General features: G+C 69.7%; 25 protein-coding genes. 14 read left to right on the plus strand and 11 right to left on the minus strand.

The features are described from left to right. The first annotated feature begins 1 nt into the window (after window position 1). The 4 genes from BLT28_RS04075 to BLT28_RS04090 all read left to right on the plus strand — a co-directional run bounded on the left by BLT28_RS04075 (window position 2) and on the right by BLT28_RS04090 (window position 2937). Window positions 2-502 carry a hypothetical protein gene (locus tag BLT28_RS04075; RefSeq protein ID WP_030433738.1) on the plus strand — a complete coding sequence of 167 codons (501 nt, stop codon included), beginning with the start codon at window positions 2-4 and terminating at the stop codon, window positions 500-502. After that, window positions 483-845, plus strand: a complete 363-nt coding sequence (locus BLT28_RS04080; RefSeq protein ID WP_030433737.1) for a hypothetical protein — start codon at window positions 483-485, stop codon at window positions 843-845. The genes BLT28_RS04075 and BLT28_RS04080 overlap by 20 nt, the downstream gene beginning before the upstream one ends. After that, window positions 845-1552 carry a hypothetical protein gene (locus BLT28_RS04085; RefSeq protein ID WP_030433736.1) on the plus strand — a complete coding sequence of 236 codons (708 nt, stop codon included), beginning with the start codon at window positions 845-847 and terminating at the stop codon, window positions 1550-1552. Before BLT28_RS04080 ends, BLT28_RS04085 begins: the two co-directional genes overlap by 1 nt. 266 nt (window positions 1553-1818) lie before the next feature. Next, complete coding sequence (locus BLT28_RS04090; protein WP_083383648.1) at window positions 1819-2937, plus strand: HNH endonuclease signature motif containing protein; 1119 nt, start codon at window positions 1819-1821, stop codon at window positions 2935-2937. A gap of 24 nt (window positions 2938-2961) precedes the next feature. Here BLT28_RS04090 and BLT28_RS04095 read toward each other — a convergent pair whose 3' ends face one another. Beyond that, a complete protein-coding gene (locus BLT28_RS04095; protein ID WP_030430794.1) occupies window positions 2962-3543 on the minus strand; it encodes a helix-turn-helix domain-containing protein in 582 nt (193 codons plus the stop codon). A gap of 93 nt (window positions 3544-3636) precedes the next feature. On the opposite strand from BLT28_RS04095, the gene BLT28_RS04100 reads away from it, so the two are divergent. Beyond that, window positions 3637-4830: an MFS transporter gene (locus BLT28_RS04100; RefSeq protein WP_052407565.1), complete on the plus strand. Its 1194-nt coding sequence runs from the start codon at window positions 3637-3639 to the stop codon at window positions 4828-4830. On the opposite strand, the gene BLT28_RS04105 is transcribed toward BLT28_RS04100, so the two are convergent. Then, the gene (locus tag BLT28_RS04105; RefSeq protein WP_043812367.1) at window positions 4799-6031 is read right to left on the minus strand and encodes an amidohydrolase family protein; all 1233 of its coding nucleotides are present in this window, start codon (window positions 6029-6031) and stop codon (window positions 4799-4801) included. The genes BLT28_RS04100 and BLT28_RS04105 overlap by 32 nt on opposite strands. 61 nt (window positions 6032-6092) lie before the next feature. Between BLT28_RS04105 and BLT28_RS04110 the strand changes: the two genes are divergently transcribed. Further along, window positions 6093-6593, plus strand: coding sequence for a MarR family winged helix-turn-helix transcriptional regulator (locus tag BLT28_RS04110; RefSeq protein WP_043812365.1), 501 nt, complete (start codon window positions 6093-6095; stop codon window positions 6591-6593). Here the strand turns inward: BLT28_RS04110 and BLT28_RS04115 are convergent. The 3 genes from BLT28_RS04115 to BLT28_RS04125 are packed head-to-tail and all read right to left on the minus strand — an operon-like array spanning window position 6590 to window position 9119. Continuing rightward, entirely contained in the window at window positions 6590-7435 is an 846-nt protein-coding gene (locus BLT28_RS04115; RefSeq protein WP_030430790.1) for a spermidine synthase, read from the minus strand. The genes BLT28_RS04110 and BLT28_RS04115 overlap by 4 nt on opposite strands. Window positions 7436-7446: 11 nt before the next feature. After that, window positions 7447-8580 (minus strand): FAD-dependent oxidoreductase, encoded by a 1134-nt coding sequence (locus BLT28_RS04120; RefSeq protein WP_030430789.1) that lies wholly within the window; start codon window positions 8578-8580, stop codon window positions 7447-7449. Next, window positions 8577-9119 (minus strand): TetR/AcrR family transcriptional regulator, encoded by a 543-nt coding sequence (locus BLT28_RS04125; RefSeq protein WP_030430788.1) that lies wholly within the window; start codon window positions 9117-9119, stop codon window positions 8577-8579. Before BLT28_RS04125 ends, BLT28_RS04120 begins: the two co-directional genes overlap by 4 nt. Before the next feature lie 446 nt (window positions 9120-9565). Here BLT28_RS04125 and BLT28_RS04130 point away from each other — a divergent pair, with 446 nt between their 5' ends. Beyond that, complete coding sequence (locus BLT28_RS04130; RefSeq protein ID WP_030430787.1) at window positions 9566-10000, plus strand: VOC family protein; 435 nt, start codon at window positions 9566-9568, stop codon at window positions 9998-10000. 9 nt (window positions 10001-10009) lie between these two features. Here BLT28_RS04130 and BLT28_RS04135 read toward each other — a convergent pair whose 3' ends face one another. Both BLT28_RS04135 and BLT28_RS04140 read right to left on the minus strand, forming a co-directional pair. Then, entirely contained in the window at window positions 10010-10825 is an 816-nt protein-coding gene (locus BLT28_RS04135) for an aminoglycoside 6-adenylyltransferase (RefSeq protein ID WP_081900452.1), read from the minus strand. Window positions 10826-10839: 14 nt separating this feature from the next. Continuing rightward, the gene (locus BLT28_RS04140; RefSeq protein WP_030430785.1) at window positions 10840-11034 is read right to left on the minus strand and encodes an antitoxin; all 195 of its coding nucleotides are present in this window, start codon (window positions 11032-11034) and stop codon (window positions 10840-10842) included. 116 nt (window positions 11035-11150) lie between these two features. On the opposite strand from BLT28_RS04140, the gene BLT28_RS04145 reads away from it, so the two are divergent. The 3 genes from BLT28_RS04145 to BLT28_RS04155 are packed head-to-tail and all read left to right on the plus strand — an operon-like array spanning window position 11151 to window position 12398. Next, entirely contained in the window at window positions 11151-11696 is a 546-nt protein-coding gene (locus BLT28_RS04145; protein WP_030430784.1) for a TetR/AcrR family transcriptional regulator, read from the plus strand. Beyond that, complete coding sequence (locus BLT28_RS04150) at window positions 11693-12022, plus strand: DMT family transporter (RefSeq protein WP_052407564.1); 330 nt, start codon at window positions 11693-11695, stop codon at window positions 12020-12022. Before BLT28_RS04145 ends, BLT28_RS04150 begins: the two co-directional genes overlap by 4 nt. Continuing rightward, window positions 12015-12398, plus strand: a complete 384-nt coding sequence (locus BLT28_RS04155) for a DUF5360 family protein (RefSeq protein ID WP_030430782.1) — start codon at window positions 12015-12017, stop codon at window positions 12396-12398. The genes BLT28_RS04150 and BLT28_RS04155 overlap by 8 nt, the downstream gene beginning before the upstream one ends. Window positions 12399-12418: 20 nt before the next feature. Here the strand turns inward: BLT28_RS04155 and htpG are convergent, their stop codons facing one another. Then, complete coding sequence (gene htpG / locus BLT28_RS04160) at window positions 12419-14323, minus strand: molecular chaperone HtpG (protein WP_030430781.1); 1905 nt, start codon at window positions 14321-14323, stop codon at window positions 12419-12421. Between the two features lie 100 nt (window positions 14324-14423). On the opposite strand from htpG, the gene BLT28_RS04165 reads away from it, so the two are divergent. Next, window positions 14424-14840, plus strand: a complete 417-nt coding sequence (locus BLT28_RS04165; RefSeq protein ID WP_030430780.1) for a hypothetical protein — start codon at window positions 14424-14426, stop codon at window positions 14838-14840. 10 nt (window positions 14841-14850) lie between these two features. Beyond that, window positions 14851-15249 (plus strand): NUDIX hydrolase, encoded by a 399-nt coding sequence (locus BLT28_RS04170; RefSeq protein ID WP_030430779.1) that lies wholly within the window; start codon window positions 14851-14853, stop codon window positions 15247-15249. A 45-nt stretch (window positions 15250-15294) separates the two neighbouring features. Here the strand turns inward: BLT28_RS04170 and BLT28_RS39700 are convergent, their stop codons facing one another. Further along, on the minus strand, window positions 15295-15450 hold the full coding sequence (locus BLT28_RS39700; protein WP_156051153.1) for a hypothetical protein: 156 nt from the start codon (window positions 15448-15450) through the stop codon (window positions 15295-15297). 374 nt (window positions 15451-15824) lie between these two features. Between BLT28_RS39700 and BLT28_RS04180 the strand changes: the two genes are divergently transcribed. Continuing rightward, a complete protein-coding gene (locus tag BLT28_RS04180) occupies window positions 15825-16382 on the plus strand; it encodes a hypothetical protein (protein WP_083383650.1) in 558 nt (185 codons plus the stop codon). A 2-nt stretch (window positions 16383-16384) separates the two neighbouring features. Here the strand turns inward: BLT28_RS04180 and BLT28_RS04185 are convergent, their stop codons facing one another. Further along, complete coding sequence (locus BLT28_RS04185) at window positions 16385-16843, minus strand: hypothetical protein (RefSeq protein WP_030430776.1); 459 nt, start codon at window positions 16841-16843, stop codon at window positions 16385-16387. A 116-nt stretch (window positions 16844-16959) separates the two neighbouring features. On the opposite strand from BLT28_RS04185, the gene BLT28_RS04190 reads away from it, so the two are divergent. Continuing rightward, window positions 16960-17901 carry an ArsR/SmtB family transcription factor gene (locus BLT28_RS04190; RefSeq protein WP_052407563.1) on the plus strand — a complete coding sequence of 314 codons (942 nt, stop codon included), beginning with the start codon at window positions 16960-16962 and terminating at the stop codon, window positions 17899-17901. Between the two features lie 20 nt (window positions 17902-17921). Here BLT28_RS04190 and BLT28_RS04195 read toward each other — a convergent pair whose 3' ends face one another. Then, entirely contained in the window at window positions 17922-18620 is a 699-nt protein-coding gene (locus tag BLT28_RS04195) for a TetR/AcrR family transcriptional regulator (protein ID WP_052407562.1), read from the minus strand. Window positions 18621-18639: the final 19 nt, after the last annotated feature.

Raw genomic sequence — 18639 nt, forward strand, 5'->3', positions numbered from 1 at the left:
GATGAGCCTCATCGGTGAAGTCGCCGAGGACATCAAGGGTGCGGTCGTATGCGCTCGCAATGAGCGAGCGCACCTCGGCCGGTGCAGGTTCCAACTCGACCAGTACCGGCGGGCCCTCGCAATCGTCCACAGTGGATCCAATGATGATCGGGTCCATGTTGCGGTCCTGCGGTGCCTGCTCGCACTCGGCCACATCCATGCCGCGCAACAGGAACTCGTCCGTGCCGAGGAGGCCATGCTGGCCTACCTCGACGCGTGCGGGGTGACGATGCCGGGCGAAGAGCTCGTGCAGACCGCACAGGACGCGGTGGACCTGGCCGAACGGACCGCGCAGACGACGTTGTCGCTGATCTCGAACGAGCAGACCTACGACCCGCCGCCGACCACTTCGGAGTTCGGCCCGGAACAGGTGATCGGACAGCTCGCGCTGAGCATCACCTTGATCACCATCAACTGCGTGACGAAGGCGGTGCAGATCATCGATGCCCGGAAACGACGCTGACCTCCGGCACACCCTCGACGAGCTGCGCCACGGCAGGACCGCGGCGCTGGAGGAGTACTGCGCGCGGCAGCAACGCTCGGCCTTCCCCGACGACGCGCTCGTCACCCGGGCCCTCGCCGAGGTCGCCCGCGCGCGCTGGCCGGAGCTCGACCGCGCCGCCGTCGCCGAGTTCGCGCGGCAGCTCGCCGAACGCGACCTCGACGTGACGATCTCGGCCCTGTTCGCGGAGGCCGTGGTCCGCTCCGCCCTCGGCGAGGCCCACCTGACCGCGGAACTGCCGGTGGAGTACCGGTTCCCGTGGTCGATCGCCCTGATCAACGCACTCAGAGGAGATGGTCAGTGATGTACGAGCGACTGCCCGACCACGTCCGGAACCTGGTCTCGGAGTGCGCCACCGGCCCGGCGTGGGAGATGTCGGCCAGCAAGGTCATCGCCCCGTTCCTGCCGTCCGCGCTGCCGGTCCCCAGAGCGCTGATCGACCGGCTCGGGCGCATCCACGTCTCGGCCGAGGGACTGGCCATCGACCAGAAGAAAGCGGTGCCGTGGAAGGAGATCCGGGAGATCCACACCCGCCCCGCCTTCGAGGTGGTCACCACGTCGATGATCGACAAGGCGGTGCAGCGAGCCACCTTCGTCCTGCCGCCGGTCCCCGGTGCGCGCAAGGCCACCGATTTGGTCGCCACCAAGGCGAAGGAGGCCGTCCTGTCGATGCTGAAGGTGGCCCTGTCCGGCTCGTCGCCCTCGCTGCAGTTCGACATGCCCGTCCGCGTCGTCCACCGTCGTCGGCTGCGCACGCACGAGATGGAGCCCGGCCTGCTTTCCCTTGCGTTCCTCGCGCTGCCCGGCGTATCGGACGGCCTGCTCACCGCGGCGCAGTCGCAACACCGCACGATCATCCGCCACCCTGCGACGACGACGCCCGGTACTGATCGTGCGGCTGAGGCTCTTCGGGAACGCGTTCGCGCCATGACCGCGCGCCTTGGTACTCAGGCGCCTGAACTTCCTGTTGTGGAAGCGCCGGTTCGGCGGATTCGCAATCAGTACGACTAGGTGGGCTTGGCTTTGCTGGGCTTCCGGCGCGGGGTCGGCTTGGCCTGGGGCCCCTTGCGCGTGCCCTTGGGCCTCACGGGGGCACGGGGTGAAACTCCGGCCCTCGCGGGAAGCGTATGGCACGCGCACCCCAGGTAAAGCCGACCGTCCCAGCCTTACCTCGCGCCAGCTGGAACTGGCTTTCGTTTGCTGAAATCGTTGGGGCGTAAGGGAAAGTTCACTCCGTAGAGCCATGATCCACTATTTGCGGACGCTAAAATAGGAGTATGGCCCCTGCCGATATCGAAGGCGACGTCGTGGCCGCCTACGCCGCGATCGGGCGTGCGGTGGCGGACTTCGCCTCGATCCTGGTGAAGCTCTATGACGACCTGGATCCGCAAGTGCAGCAGTACGCGGGGGATGTTCTGATGCCGCTGCTGCGTGTTTCCCAGGTCAAGGGCAACAAGCTGATCGATCGGGCCATGTCGCTGGTGGAGCACCCGGTGGTGTTGGAAGCGTTGTCGGAGGGTCGGATCGATGAGGGCAAGGCGTTGATGATTATTGATCAGGTCAGTGTCCTCGACGCGGCCAATCAGGCGATCGCCGAACCCGTGCTGATCAACCATGCCGCGACGCACAACTACACCGCCTCTCAACGGTATGCCCGGCGGTATGTCCTCAAGCTGGATGCCGAGGCAGCCCTGCGGCGTCACAAGGAGAAGCGCAAGCAGCGGTTGGTGGAGAAGTTCAACCTCGACGACGGCATGTGCTCCCTGCGCGTCGTTTTGCCTGCCCTCGACGCGGCCCTGGCTTTCGATCGCATCGACCGCATCGCCCGCGCGTTGCCGAAAGACGACCGCACGTTGGACCAGAAACGGTCAGACGTTGCGGCGGATCTGTTGATGGGCAAGGAAACACCCGCCCCGCAGGGGGAGGTGTGCGTGAACCTGACGATGCCGATCACCAACATCCTGGGCCTGACCACAGACCCGGTGATGCTGGCCGGGTACGGGCCGCTGCCCGCGGAGATCGTGGCGGATGTGGCGGCGAACGGGATTTGGAAGCGCATCCTGACTGACCCGGTGACCGGGATGGCTGAGCACATCACCACCTACCGGCCGACCCCGGCGCAACGCGAGCTGATCAACGCGCGGTATCCGACGTGCACGATGGTTGGCTGCAACCAACCGGCGCACCGCTGCGATCTGGATCATTGTTGTCCCTTTGACGGGACCAACACCACGGTCGCGAATCTGCGGCCGAAGTGCAGGCATCACCACCGGATGAAGACCCACTCCAACTGGTCCTGCGAGAACCGGCCGGACGGAACGCACGCGTGGACCACACCGAGTGGCAAGGTGATCGAGACCGAACTCGAACCCATCGCCGACCCGGCACCCTTCTAGTGCGGGGACAAGCTGCGACACGAGCTAGCTTCTGGTCCGCGCTCGGACGTGGATCCGTTCGCCCTGTTTGCCGAAGAGGCTGAGCACCTCGACGCTGCCGCGCCCGGCGGCGCCGAACCAGTGCGGGGTCTGGCAGTCGAACTCGGCGGCCTCGCCCGGGCCCAGCACGACGTCCTGGTCGCCGAGCACGAGCCGGAGCCGGCCCCGCAGCACGTAAAGCCACTCGTACCCGGCGTGCTTGCGCAGCCAGGGTTCCTTGTCCTCGGCGGGGATCGTCATCTTGTACGCGCGCGGCTCGCCCTGGTGCCGGGTCAGCGGGACGAGCACCCTGCCGTCCACCCGGGCCGAGACCTGGGGAACCCGGGGGTCCACGACCCGAGGGGAGGAGACGATCTCGTCGAGCGGCAGGCCGAGAGCGGCGGTGATCGGCAACAGCAGTTCGAGGCTGGGCCGCCGTTGCCCGGACTCCAGCCTGGACAGGGTGCTGGTGGAGATGCCGGTGCTCCGGTGCAGCTCCGCCAGGGTCACCCCCTTCTTCTCCCTCGCGCGGCGCAGACGCGGCGCGATCTGGTCCAGCGCGGCGGTGACAGCAGGTTGCAGCTCCACGGTGTCCAGCCCAGCACCTCGTCCCGGTTTCGGCAACGTCCTTTGCCGAACGCGACCCGTGGTGCGGATGCTTGGCCGCGGAGGTGACGATCAATGGACACTCAATGGAGCACGATCACCGAACAGGGCCAGGTCCCCCGATCCGACCGGCTGCCGGTCGGGGTGTACCTGCTCGCGTTCGGCCTGTTCACGATGGGCAGCGCCGAGTTCCTGATGGCGGGCGTACTGCCGTCGGTCGCGACCGACCTCGACGTCTCCCTGTCGTCCGCGGGCGCCCTCATCACGGCGTTCGCCCTCGGCGTGGTCCTCGGCGGACCGCCGTTCGCGGTCCTCAGCCTGCGCTGGCCGCGGCGTACCGCGCTGATGACCACCCAGCTCGTCTTCGCCGCCGCGGTCGCGGTCGGCCTGGTCACCGACTACTGGGTTCTGCTCATCACCAGGTTCGTCTCCGGCCTCGCCTACGCAGGCTTCTTCGCCGTCGCCACCGTGACCGCGATCAGCCTGGTCACTCCCGACCGCAACGCCCGAGCCTCGGGTGTCGTGGTCAGCGGGCTCAGCGTGGCCATGGTCGCCGGGGGCCCGCTGGGCACGTTGCTCAGCCACCTCACGGAATGGCGAGGCGGATTCTGGGGAGTTGTCGTCCTCACGGTCATCAGCACGATCGCCTGCGCGTTCGGACTGCCCGCCACGAAGTCCGCGGCGAAGCCGAGCGTGCGGCGGGAACTCGGCACGATGCGCAAACCACGCCTGTGGGGCGTCTACGCGGCCACCATCCTGAGCACCGCCGCCTACATGATCACCTTCAACTACCTGGCGGCGTTGGCCGCCGACGTCACCGGAGTCTCCGAGGCGTGGATCCCGGCCGTCCTCTCGCTGTTCGGCGTCGGCGCGTTCGTCGGGCTGTCCATCGGCGGACGGATCTCCGACCGGCGTCCCCGCCAGGCCCTGCTCCTCGGAGCGATCGGCATCGCGGTCCTCTCGGTCCTCCTGGCCGTGTTCGCCGGCAACCCAGCGGCTGTGGTGCCCATCGTGTTCCTGCTCGGGATCGCGGCCTTCGTGCTCAACCCCGCGCTCTACGGGCGGGTGTTCACCATCGCCGCCGATGCTCCGACACTCGCCGGTGCCACGACGGTCTCCGCCTTCCAGCTCGGCATCAGCCTCACGCCGGTCTTCGCCGCCGCAGCACTCGCGCTGGGCGCCCCGGTCACCTCGGTGTCCTGGATCGGCGCCGTCCTGGCTCTGGTCACGATTCCCTTCATCCTTCTCGACCGAGACCGCGCGTCCTGACCGCTGAGGCGTGGAGTGCTTCGGCGAGGTCGGCCGGAACCGTGGTGCGCACGGGCTTTCCGGCGACGAAGACCGACTCGATGTTGCCGGGATGGGCAGCGGTCACCACGGTCCCGACCAGGTCGTGGTGACCGCCGGTCAGGTTCGGATCGTTCGCGCGGAGCAGAACGAGATCGGCCTGCTTCCCCACGGTGAGCGAGCCGACCTGGTCGGCCATGCCCAGTGCGGACGCACCGTCCACTGTGGCCAGTCCAAGAACGTCCGATGTGGACAGACCACTGCTCTGGAGGGTCGCTCGCATCAGCGAGAACATGTCTCCGGCGACGGTGCTGACCACGTCGACACCGAGCCCTGTTCGAACTCCGTGCGCGGCGAGGCGATCGGCCATCGGGCCACCGTGACCCATGCGCGCCTCGACGGCCGGGCAGATCGAGACGGCCGCGCCCGCCTCGGCGATCAACGCGAGTTCGCTGTCCGGCAAGGAGTTCCCGTGCACGAACGTGATGTCGGTCCGCAGTAGCCCAGCGGTGCGCAGTGCGTCGATCGGGCGCTCGGCGACCGGCCCACTCCCGACGTGGGTGTAGATCCGCAGGCCCAGTTCCGCGGCCAGCGCCCACTCCGCGCGCACGGCGTCCATCGGCGAGTACGACGGGCCGGACGCGGCGAGCGCCATCGTCACCAGGCCGTCTCCGCCGAAGTGCTCTTCATGGATGGCGCGGACGCCCTCGGGGCCGCTTCCCTCACCGAAAACCGGCTGTCCGTAAGCGAAAACCGCGCGGATTCCGGACTCTCGCAGTGCCCGGACGCCTGCGTCCGCGTGCGCCTTCGTGGAGGCGATGTGCGCGAAGTCCTGCACGGTCGTGACGCCGGATGACAGCGCCTCGATCGCTCCGGCGAGCGTGCTGTGGAAGACGTCAGCGGGGTTGTAGCGGGGCGCGATGCGGCCCAGCACCAGGTCGAGGTAGGCCATGAGGCCCATGTCGGCGGTGCTGCCGCGCAGGGCGGTCAGCCAGGTGTGCCGGTGGGTGTCGACGAAGCCCGGCAGCACGATGCGGCCGGTGCCGTCGACGACGCTCCCTCCGGGGGTGGGTAAGCCCTGGCCGACCGCGGCGATGCGGCCGTCCTCGATGAGCAGGTCGTAGCCGCGCAGCACCCGCGGGGCGGGCGCGGTGTCGATCAAGGTGGCGTTCCGGATCAGCATGGGCCGGTACTTTACAGAAAGCTTTCAAAAAAGCTATCCCGATGTCGAATATCGTGGCCGGGTGAGCGACAGGGTCGACCGGTTGATCGCGTCCTGGCGGACTGAGCTGCCCGAGGCGCTCGGGCCGACATCGGAGCTGGTCAAGCGCGTGCTGCTGCTGGCGGGCGATCTGGACGCGGCGACCAGGCGGGAGCTGCCCGAGTTCGAGCTGACCACCGCGGAGTTCGACGTGCTGGTCGGCCTGCGCCGCTCGGGCGCGCCGTACCGGCTCAAGCCGAGCGAGCTGGGCCGGTCGCTGCTGCTGTCCAGCGGCGGGACGAGCAACATCATCACCAGGCTCACCGCGCGCGGGCTCGTGCGCAGGGAGAGCGACCCGGACGACGGGCGCGGCACGCTGATCGTGCTCACCGACGCGGGCAAGGAGCTGGCGGAGCGGGCGGTCCTGGCCAACTCCGCCGCGCACGCCGAGGTCTTCGCCGCGTTGCCGGAGGCGACCCTGCGGGCCGCCACCGCCGCGCTGCGCGAGGTGTTCGCGGTTCTGGACGCCCCGCGCAGGCGCTAGCCGAACAAGCCGAGCCGGTCCTTCGGCAGCGTCGGGGCCGTCATCGGCGCGGCGTCGATGATCGGTTCCGCCTTGCCGCACAAGCGCTTCACGGCTTCGGTCGGCACGCACCTCGCCGGGAACACCGCCGAGGCCGCCCGCCGCGAGAGCAACTCCACCGGCGGCTCCTCGGCCGAGGCCACCAGCACGACGTTGTCGAAGCGGCGCCCGCGCAGCACCCGCGGCTCCGCCAGCACCACCACGTGCTCGAAGGCGGTGAACAACGTGGCCGACAGGCGCTTGGCGAACTCGAGGCCCGGGCCGTCGAAGATGTTCGCGACCAGGCTGCCGGAGGGACGCAGCACTCGTACCACGTCCGCGAAGAACTCCACTGTGGACAGTGCAGAGGGCACGGAGTCGCGTTCGAAGGCGTCCAGCACCACGAGGTCGGCCGACCCGGCGGGCTGCCCGGCCAGCTCGGCGCGCCCGTCGCCCGCGCGCAGGCTCAGCCCGGCCACGTCGTGCAGGCGGAACTGCGCCCACACCAGCTCGACCAGTTCCGCGTCGGCCTCCAGGACCAGCTGCCGCGATCCCGGCCGGGTCGCCTCGACGTAGCGCGGCAGCGTGCAGCCCGCACCCCCGATGTGCACGGCGTCCACCGGCGCGTCCGGCTCGCCGAGGCAGTCGATCACGTCGCCGATCCGGCGCACGTAGTCGAACTCCAGGTGGGTCGGGTCGTCGAGGTCCACATAGGACTGGGCGACCCCGCCGACGGTGAGCAGCCAGCCGTCCGGCCGATCCAGGTCGTTGAGCAGCTCCGCGGTGCCGAAGCGGACCGGGTAGCTGCCGGGGGTCGGGCTCATCGCAGCAAATCCTAGAGCTTGCCGACGAGCGCGGTCGCCAGGGCGCGGTCCACGATCGGCAGCCGCGCCAGCTTCAGCGCCACCCGGCGCGCCCGCAACCGCGCCCGCGAGTCCGGCAGGAACCACCGCGTCCCGCTGCGGGCGACGCGCTGCTTCTCCTCGACGACCGGGCGCCACCGGCGCTCGTAGGCCGCCAGCGCTTCGGCGATCGGACGTTGGCGCAACTCGTCGGCGAGCAGCGCCGCGCCTGCCAAACCCAGCGACGCGCCCTGTCCGGCCAGCAACGACACGGCGTGGCAGGCGTCGCCGATCAGCACGACCCGCCCCGAACTCCAGCGGGGAATCTCGATCTGCGCGACCTGGTCGTAGTAGATGTCCTCGGGCGCCTTCGCGAGCGCGCGGGGGACCAGCCAGCCCATCGAGCCGTACACCTCGCGCAGGGTGGCGGTGGGGTTTTCCGGCCGCGCGGGATCGGCCGTTCGGTGCACCGTGAACGCGGCGACCCGCCCTTCGCGCAGCGCGTACAAGCCCATCTGCCGGTCAATGGTGTCGGTGAGGCAGAACCCGCCCGACACCGCCGCGCGGACCTCGGCATCCTCGAAGGTGAACGCGGCCGTGTGGAACCCGAGGTACCGCAGGAACTCCCGCTCCTCGCCGAAGATCATTTCGCGGACGGGGGAATGGATGCCGTCGGCGCCCACGAGCAGATCCGCCGTCACCGCGGTGCCGTCCGACAGGTGCACCTCGACGCCGTCCGCGCGGTTGTCGACGCGCGCGACCGTCGTGCCGAAGCGCAGATCCGCTCGGAGCGCTTCCCGCAGCGCGAGTTCCAGGTCCGGCCGCATGATGCTGACCAGCCCGCCGTTGATCGCCCTCGCGAAACGCCTGAACCCGAGCGAGGCGCGCACCCGGCCGTCCTCGTCCACGTAGCTGGCCCGTGGAACGCGGTAGCCCAGCTCGTGCAGCCGGGGCAGCAGCCCCATGCGCTCCGCCGCCTCGTACCCCGGCCCGAAGAAGTCAATCATGTAACCCTGGGTTCGGGGGCTGGGCGCGCGTTCCACGACCACGACGTCGTCGCCGTTCGCCGTCAGCCGCACCGCGAGCGCCAGCCCGGCGATCCCGGCCCCGCAGATCACCACCTTCATGACCGCACCGCCACGAGCCGGTGCAGCACGGCCGCGGTGGCCTCGGGCTCGGGCAGCAGGGCTCGGTGCAGCAGCAACCCGTCCACCGTCGCCGCGAGCACCGCCGCGGTCGCTTCCGGTGCGGCCACGCCGCGCTCCGCGAACCACGCCGTCAACCGCTCCCGGAAGCCGCCGAGCACCGCGCCCACCGCTTCCCGCAGCCCGGCGTCCCGCGTCGTCGCGAGGTAGGTCTCGGTGACCAGCAAGGACATCGGGTCGTTCCCGTCGTGCTCCGACAGCGCTCCGAGCACCGTGTCGACCGCTTCCTCCGGCGACTGGACTTGATCCAGCAGCGCCTCGACGCCACCGACGAGCTGGGTGAGTGCGCCGACCGCGGCTTCGGTGAGGAGGGCTTGGAGGGAGGAGAAGTGGTAGTGCACGAGGCCCGGAGTCACGCCCGCGCGGTCCGCCAGGACGCGAGTGCTGACGCCTGCCCAGCCGAGTTCGGCGATCAGGCCGGTTGCTGCGCCGGTGAGGCGGTCACGGACGTGGGGTGGCACGGCGCCTCCTTGGGCAAGTGACTTGGGCGTTCGTCCAAGACGATAGCAGGAGGTGTTTCCCGGTGGCGCACGGATTTCCGGAGTGGGGAGAGTGAGGCTCCGCTGAGCCGATGTCGAGCGGCCCGGAGGCCGGGCGGATGTGCGTGACGGACGCGGCGGCCAAGGAAGCCACTGCCGCCCGGTTTTCGGGCCGGTAGCCCTGCCGTTCCTGCTCCGCCTCGCAGCAGCCCCTGAGGTATCGGTTCGCTCGAACTTGCTCCTCGTCACCATCGCTGCCGGTCTCTGCGAGCCGGTCGATGCGGACAACGAGACGGCGATGCTGATCTACGGCAGTGACAGCGAGCATCCGGAACGCGCGCAGTGCAGCGCCGTGTTCGCCGAGAACACATTGGATGCTGCCGACCGGGCATGTCTTCACCGAGCGGTGTGCGCACTAGGGTGAGTCGGTGGCAATCGTGAGGCAGGTTCAGGTCACCTTCGACTGCGCGGAACCGGAGCGGGTTGCTCGCTTCTGGTGTGAGGTGCTGGGGTACGTCGCGCCGCCACCCCCGGAGGGGTTTGGCACGTGGGACGAGTTCAACAGCTCGCTGCCGCCTGAGCGCCGGGGTGCGTGGTTCGTCTGTAGCGACCCGACAGGGGTGGGCCCGAGGCTGTACTTCCAGCGCGTTCCGGAAGGCAAGGTCGTCAAGAACCGGGTGCACCTCGACGTGCGGGTCGGTACGGGCCTCGTCGGGGACGAGCGGCTCGCGACGCTCGAAGCGGAATGTGCGCGGCTGGTGGCGCTCGGAGCGGTGCGGGTGCGGCTGTTGCCCGCCGATGACGAGAACGAGTCGTGCATCTGGATGGAAGATGTCGAGGGCAACGAATTCTGCCTCGACTGAGTCGCCAGGCTACTCGGTGGCGAAAGCGCGCGAAGCGGCCTCGGGATAAGTGAAACCGTGGCGGTGGGCGACGTCGCGGGCGAGGTCGGCGAAAAGGGCTCCGGTGGCGCTGGCGGTGTGCAGAATGTCCTCGGGAGCGAAGCCGGTGAAGAGGGCGTCCATGCGTTCCCATACGCCGGGGGCGGCCCATTCGCGCATGCGGATGCCGTTGTGCCAGGTGTCGTGATCGGGACCGAAGTGGCTGAGGGCGTGCCATTCGACCATGGTCAGCAACAGTTCCTTGGTCTCCCAGTCACGGCTCTTCGCCACCCACAAGTCACCGCGCGCGACGTAGCGGGGGATGTGCGCGAGCTCGAACCAGAACTCCTCGCAGTGCTCCCGGAACTCCTGCTCATCGGGTAGCTCGCCCTCGGGGCCGGAGCCGGACGCGGCGGGGAGGCGGGCCGCGGCGCCGTCCAGGTCGAGCAGGATCTCGTAGCCGCGCTCGTGCAGCTCGTCCAGCTCCTCCGCGAGGAGGGCGAGGCGGTCGACGGGGACGATCTGGAAATCGATCTTCTGGCCGCCGTCGAAGACGACCAGGCGGGCGGGGTTGTCCCACGGGCCGTCCAGGCCGACGCTCGCGAGCACGGGGCCGAGATCGGCCGGCCAGTCGGAGCGGCGGTAGGGCTCGGGATCGGTGCTGTACAGCTCGATGTCGTGGTCGGACCACGCGTCGGCCTCGCCCCGCGCCCGCGACCCGGTGCGCAGCACAGCCCGGACGTCGGGCCGGGCGCGCACCCAGTCGAGCAGGCGCGGGACGACCAGCTCACCGTTCTCGAAGATCACTCACGGCAGCGTACTCACGCCTGGCGCTTGCGGATCTGCTCCTTGAGGGCGTCGCCGCCCTTGCCGATGTGCTCGGCGTGCTTGCCACCGGTCTTCTCGTTTGCGAACTCACCGGCCTTGTCCACGCCCTGCTCGGCCTTGTCGCCGTGCTTGCCGAGCTGGTCCAGCGCCTTGTCCTTCAGCTCATTGAGCTTGTCGCCGAGTCCCACGGGGCTCTCCTTCCTTCGGCAGCGGTCACGGCTGCGGTTACCCGCCAATCGGATGCGGACACCTGGATGCACCGGATCGTGCCCGAGCTGTACCGTCCGGACGGTACAGTGACGGCATGGCCGACACCCGCACCCGACTGCTGGACGCCGCAGCGGACATCGTGGTCCGCGACGGTGCGCAACACCTGACCCTGGACGCCGTCGCTGAGCGCGCCGGGGTGAGCAAGGGGGGACTGCTCTACCACTTCCGCAGCAAGAACGCCCTGGTCGTGGCGATGGTGGAGCGGGTGGTGGCGGAGTTCGACCGTGCGTTGGAGGCCGCTCCCGGTCAGCCCCGCGCGGCCACCCGTGCCTACCTGTCGTCCACCATCGGCCGCGAATGGAGCGCCGGCGGCGACGGGGACTCGGATCGGCTGGTGGCCGCGCTCTTCGCCGCCGCGCTGGTCGAACCCTCCGCGCTGGAGCCGTTGCGCGCGATGTACGCGCGCTGGCAGCAGCGGCTGGAGGAGGACGGCCTCGACCCGGCGGTCGCCACGCTCGTGCGGATGGCCGTGGACGGCTGGTGGCTGTCACGGCTGGCCGGGCTCGCCCCGCCGGGGCCGGAGTTGCACGCCCGCGTCTTCGCCCAGCTCTCCGCGCTGATCGACGGGGAGGACACGTGATCGCCTGGCTCGCCCTCGCGGGCGCTGTGGCGCTGGAGACGGTGGCCACGCTGACGCTGCGGGTGGTCTCCCGCGAAGTCAGGGTGCTGCCGCTGGTGCTCGTCGTCCTCGGCTACGCCGGGGCGTTCACGCTGATGACGGTCTCGCTGCGCTCGCTCAACGTCGGCATCGTCTACGCGGTCTGGTCGGGCGTGGGCACGGCCGCGGTCGCGGTGATCGCCGCCGTCGTCTTCCGCGAAACCCTGACCCCCGCGGCCGTGGTGGGGATCGCGTTGATCATCACCGGCGTGGTCGTCCTCTCGCTGAGCGGGGCGCACCATGCCTAGCCGGTGGATCAAGCGCTCGATGCTCGTCACCGACGCCGGGTTCCTCTGCTACTGGACCGCGACGGCCGTCGAGCTGATCCCGCCCTACCCGGAGCGGGCGCTGATCGACTGGAACTGGTCGTTCCTCGTGCTGGACGTGGTCGCCAGCGTGCTCGGCCTGCTCGCCCTGTGGCGCGTGAGAGCCGGGGCGCCGGGCGGCTATCCGCTGACGCTGGTCTCGCTGGCGCTGACGCACGCGGCCGGGCTGACCGCGATCACCTTCTGGGCGCTGCGCGCGGAGTTCGACCCCGCGTGGTGGCTGCCCAACCTGTGGCTGGTCCTCTTCCCGGTGATCGCGATCGCCACGATGACGAGAGGCGCCCCGGCCCACCGGTGAGCGGGCCGGGGCGCGGGGGATCAGAGCGTGCGCTCCAGGCGGTCGGCCAGCACCCGGATGAACTTCGCCGGGTCGGCCAGGTCGCCGCCCTCGGCCAGCACGGCCATGCCCAGCAGCAGCTCGGCGGTCTCGGCCAGGCCCGGCTCCTCGGGGCGCTCGTCGTGCGCCTTGCGCAACCCGGTCACCAGCGGGTGGGTCGGGTTCAGCTCCAGGATGCGCTTGACCTTGGGCACTTCGTGGCCCATCGCCCGGTACATCTTCTCCAGGTTCGGCGCGAGGTCGTGGGTGTCGCCGACCACGCACGCCGGGGAGGTGGTGAGCCTGCTGGAGAGCCGGACCTCCTTGACGCTCTCGCCGAGCTTCTCGGTCATCCAGCCCAGCAGCCCGGCGAAGTCCTTCGCCTGCTCCTCGCGGTCGGCGTCGGAGTCCGACGGCAGGTCGACCTCGCCCTTGGCGATGGACTTCAGCTGCTTGCCGTCGAAGCCGGTGACCGCGTCGACCCACATCTCGTCGATCGGGTCGGTGAGCACCAGGACCTCGTAGCCCTTGGCCTGGAAGGCTTCCAGGTGCGGCGAGTTCTCGATGACCGTGCGCGAGTCACCGGTCATGTAGTAGATGTCCTGCTGGCCCTCCTTCATCCGCTCCACGTACTCGCGCAGCGTGGTCTGCTTCTCCGGGTCCGCGGTGGACTCGAAGGAGCAGATCTCCAGGATGGCCTCGCGGTTGTCCGGGTCGGCGATCAGACCTTCCTTCACCGCCTTGCCGAACTCGCCCCAGAACTTGGCGTACTTCTCAGCGCTTCCCTCAGCAGCGGAGGACTGCAACTCCTTGATCGTGGACAGGACCTTCTTCACCAGGCGCTTGCGGATCAGCTGGATCTGCCGGTCCTGCTGCAGGGTCTCGCGGGAGACGTTGAGCGAGAGGTCCTGCGCGTCCACCACGCCCTTGACGAAGCGCAGGTACTCCGGGATCAGGGACTCGCAGTCGTCCATGATGAACACGCGCTTGACGTAGAGCTGGATACCGCGCTTGCCGTCGCGCATGAACAGGTCCAGCGGCGCGTGCGAGGGGATGAACAGCAGCGCCTGGTACTCGAAGGTGCCCTCGGCGCGCAGCCGGATGGTCTCCAGCGGCTCGGCCCAGTCGTGCGCGATGTGCTTGTAGAACTCGGTCAGCTCGGCTTCGGTGGTCTCCTCCTTCGGCCGCGCCCACAGCGCCTTCATCGAGTTGACCGTCTCGACTTCGGTCGCAGCGTCGTCCCCGGAGGCCGGCTTGGCCATCCGGATCGGCCAGGTGATGAAGTCGGAGTAGCGCTTGATGATCTCGCGGATCTTCCACGGCGAGGTGTAGTCGGCGGTCTGCTCCTCGGCGTCGGCCGGCTTGAGGTGCAGCGTCACCGAGGTGCCCTGCGGGGCGTCGGGGACCGACTCGACGGTGTAGGTGCCCGCGCCGCCGGACTCCCACTTCGTTCCGGTGTCCTCGCCCGCACGGCGGGTGACCAGGGTGACCCGGTCGGCCACCATGAAGCTGGCGTAGAAGCCGACGCCGAACTGGCCGATCAGCTCCTGCGCGCCCGCGGCGTCCTTGGTCTCCTTGAGCTGCTTCAGGAACTCGGCGGTGCCGGACTTGGCGATGGTGCCGATCAGCTGGACGACCTCGTCGCGGGACATGCCGATGCCGTTGTCCCGCACGGTCAGGGTGCGGGCGTCGGCGTCGGCGTCGACCGCGATGTGCAGGTCCTCGGTCTCGACGGCGAGGTCCTTGTCCCGGAACGCCGCCAGCCGCAGCTTGTCCAGCGCGTCGGAGGCGTTGGAGACCAGTTCCCGCAGGAACGCGTCCTTGTTCGAATAGATCGAGTGGATCACCAGCTGGAGCAGCTGGCGCACCTCGGCCTGGAACTCGAACGTTTCCACCTGGGCGTTCACGTGGCTCCCTCCACGAAGAGTGACGACCCCCCATTATGGACGGTGGGAGGGCCCAGGCAGATGCCGGAGCGCGCTTGTGCCCGCCCCTACCATGATTCGCGTGACCGAGCCGGAGGAGCGCGATCCCGCGCGCCGCCCCAGGAGCGTCGAGCTCGCCGCTCTGGCCTGGGCCGTCGTCGGCGCGGTGGCACTGCTGTTCGTCGTGGTCAACCTCTTCCGCGGGATCGACCCGGCCTCGCCCGCCAACAGCGCGGGCCTCTTCGGCGGGCTCACGGTGCTGTGGTGTGCGAAGAACCTGCGGATGGGCTGGCGCGGCCCGCGAATCTACCTGACCGTCGTCGGTCTTGCGCTGACCGGCTACGCCGCCGTGGTGCTGCTGGCGCTGGTGTCCTGGCGGGTGGACTCCGTGGTGCTCGCGTACCTGTCGATCATGAAGGGCCTGTTCGCGGCGGCCGGATCGGTGCTGATGTTCCGGCCGGACGCCAACGCGTTCGTGCGGGAGATGACCCGGCGTTAGGGTCTGCCCCGTGACGCTCATCGACAAGATCGGCTGGATCCGCCTGGAGGAGGGCAGGATCCTCTGCGCGCGCTCCTACGGCAAGGACCTCTTCTACGTGCCGGGCGGCAAGCGCGACGCGGGGGAGACGGACCTGCAGGCGCTGGTGCGCGAGATCGCCGAGGAGCTGGCCGTCGCCATCGCGCCGGAGACCGCGCGGCACGTCGGCACCTTCGAGGCGCAGGCGGACGGCAAGAGCGACGGGGTGGTGGTCCGGGTGACCTGCTACACCGCCGAGCACACCGGGATCCCCGCGCCCACCAGCGAGATCGAGGAGATCCGCTGGCTGGGCTACGCCGACCGGGACCGGATGTCCACGGCCGGGCAGTTGATCTTCGACGCGCTGCACGAGCGCGGGGAGCTGCGGTGAGCCAGGCGTTCGCAGGAGCGGACAGCCCGGCGCCGATGAAGGTGCTCAGCCAGTCCGGGGCGGTCGCGGGCGGACCACCGTGTAGGTGCTGACGTCGTTGAACAGCAAGCCGATCGCGGTCGTGAAGCGCCACCAGAACTCCGCGGTGGGCAGGAGCGGCAGGGTTCGGGCGCCCTCGGTCGCCGCGAGCCGTTCGATCACCACCTCGTGGACGCCCGGGGCAGCTCCTGCCGATCGCACTGTGGAGCAAGCGAATCGTTCGTGCGCTCGACCAGCTGCTCAGCGGCCTGGGCGAGAACGACCGGCTGCCCGACCGGACGGCGCGCGTCGACGGTTCGCAGGTGCGCGCACACGACCTGTCGGGCTGCGACCGCTGGACGTTGCTCGTCGAACCGCCGCACACCGTGCCCGCTCCACCCGGGATCGCCGTGGTCGGTGTCGAAGACCTCACTCCCCTGCTCGGCCGACGCGGAAGGACGTGTTCGGTTCGGCCTGACCGTCACATTGCCTTGGTCTGCCCGGCAAAAGCCTGACGGGTAGTGACACGCGGCCCCGGAAGCGACATAAGTATGCGCATGGCAAGTGACCAGGAGCTGGTCGGCGGGGCGTTCGGCAAGGCGTTGCTGGGGCGGTTGGCGGTGATCGGCGTGCTCTCGGTGGGTGTGCTGGCCTCGATGGGCCGACTACGGCAGAACGACGAGGTGCTGCCGGTCGGCGAGGAACAGCCGTCCACGTCGGTGACCACCACGACAGCGGCCACGACGACCACGGCGCCGACCACCGCCACGACTCCGGTCGATTCGGCGGGGCCGGTGCTCGCGTCGCCGGTGTTCAGCGATACGAAGCTGGCACAGACCTGCGAGGGGCCCGCGTCGAGCGTGAAGGTGTCCGTGCAGGTCACCGACGAGTCCGAGGTCGTCAGCGTCACGCTGTCCGGCACGATCGGCGGCAAGACCAGGACCTGGCCGATGAAGCACGACAGCGCGTGGGTGGCCAGGATCGCCTACGGCCTCAAGGACCACGCGGGACCTTCGGGGCCGATCAAGGTCTCCGCCACCGCGACGGACAAGCGCGGCAACAAGTCCACGCGCCACCTCGGGCAGGTCCAGCTGCGCAGCTGCACCTCGGGCTGACCTCAGGAACCGCCTGCGAGGTCGATCGGCCCGACACCGAGTTCGGACCGCATGCGGCGCTGCAGCTCCCGGAGTGCCGCGCCGAACCGCTTGCGCAGCGCCTTGTACTCGGCGGAGTCGATCCTCACCCCCTGCGCGAGCAGGTCGCGGATATCGCGGATGATCTGGAACGCGGCCTCGCCGCCGTCCACGACCTCCTGGCCGGCGACGATCGCGAGCTGGTAGCGCAACGGGTAGCAATTGGCCTCGCGGAAGGCGTCCCGGACCTCCGCCGCGGGCGACTCGCGCATCCGTTCGTGCGCCTCGGTGAGGGCGGACAGGAAACTCGCGTAGATCTCGTGGCACTGCTTGCGGCGGTTCGACACCTGCTCGCGCTGCCATTTGACCCGTTCGTTGAGCAACATCGCGACCAGGGCGATCAGGGCCCCCAGCGCGGTGCTCACCACCGTGATCCACTGCACCGGCGCGATTGTATTGGTCGTGTATCACGCTGTATTAGGCGTGTATTGCCGCGTGCTTCACTTCGCCTGGGCGGCACACGACAAGCACGCGGGTGGATGTTTTGATTCGACTGCACGTGAGTTCGGAGGCGTTCCAGGCGGTGCGCTTCTCGGACGGGCCGCTCCCCGTCGTCGAATTGATCGGGGCCCTCATGCGCGCCGGCGCGGTGCCCCGGTCGCCCGGTATGCGGCGGTACGCGCCGGAGGCGATCCGCCCGCTGTTCGACCTGTTCACGCCGAAGGGCGAGCTGCCGGACTTCGTGATCTCGCGGCGCACCGAGATCAGCGCGGCGCTGGAGGAGCTGGCGATGGTCCCGGCGGCGCGGATGCGCTCCGAGCTGTTCACCGCGTTCCAGGGGAGGCCGCCCGCGGCGTGGTTGCACGGTCTCGCCGCGGGGGAGCGCTCGGCCAGGGCCATCCTGCTGCGCGGCATCGAAGCGGGCTACCGCGCGATGGTGGAGCCGAGCTGGGCCGAGATCTCCTCCGCCGCGCACACCGACCTGGCTCATCGCGGGCGCATCCTGCTGCGCGAAGGGCTGGCCAGGGCGATCGCGTCGCTGCCGTCGACGGTCGGCCACCGAGGGCAGACCGTGGACGTGGACAACGCCGCCGACCGCGGCGTTCCGGTGGACCACGGACTGGTCTTCGCCCCCTCCTGCCTGCTCCCGGGGACGTTGGTGATCACAGCCGGCCCTGGGGAACCGGTGACCGTGGTGTACCCGGCCGCGACGACGGTCGTGAAGGCACGCCTGGGCAGGCAGACCTCGGACAGCCTCTCCGCGCTGCTGGGCTCGCGCCGGGCCGCGGTGCTGCGCGCCGCCGCCGTGCCGAGGGGGACGACCGAACTGGCCGCACAGGCGGGGATCAGCCTGTCCTCCGCCTCCGAGCACGCCAGCGCGCTGCGCAACGCCGGGCTGATCATGACCACCCGCGCCGGGCGAAAGGTGCTGCACACCGCGACGGAACTGGCCGACTCCCTGATGGCCGCCTGCGAACTCCCCTTGGTCGCAGCGCGCTGACGCAGCGCGGTTGTGCCGTGTCACCGGCCTTTGATGTCGCCCCTGAGCGCTTCGACGCCGTCCAGCAGGCGGTCGAGGGCGAACTCGAACCGGCTGTCCAGGTCCGGCGCGACCAGGTCGGCAGCCAGGTCGACGATGTGCGGAAACGACTCGGGGGGCAGGGCTGCCAACCGCACGCCGAGGTCGTCCAGGTAGGACCGCGGGGAGAGGCCGGCGCTGACCGCCGCTGACAGCGGGGCCTGCTCCCTGCCGACGAAGCCGATCAGGAAGGTGGACAGCAGGAACACCGTGTAGGCAGTGTCGCGATTGGACAGTCCCGCGCCGCGCAGCACGCCGAGGATCGTCTCGATGTAGCGCAACTGGCCGGGCCCGGTGGTGAACCGGCCGGCGAAGAGCCGGGACGAGTCGCGGTAGCCGAGCATGTGCCGTCGCATCGCCCGCATGATCGCGACGAGGCTGGCGCGCCAGTCCTCCGGATCGACGTGCCGGGACAGGTCGTGTGCCGCCGCCACCGCGTCGACGAGCAGGTCGAGCAGTTCCTCCTTGTTGCGGACGTGCCAGTACAGCGAGGCCGTGCGAACCCCGAGGCGTTCGGCGACCCGGCCCATGGTGAGCCCGTCCAGCCCTTCCGCCTGCATCGTCGCCAGGGCGGCGGCCACGATGGCGTCAGGTCGCAGTTTGGCCTCCGCGGCCGGCGGCCGGCCTCGACGCGGCGGCATCGCACCTCCTTGCGGGCGT

Source organism: Allokutzneria albata, assembly GCF_900103775.1.
GTDB classification, from domain to species: Bacteria; Actinomycetota; Actinomycetes; order Mycobacteriales; family Pseudonocardiaceae; genus Allokutzneria; species Allokutzneria albata.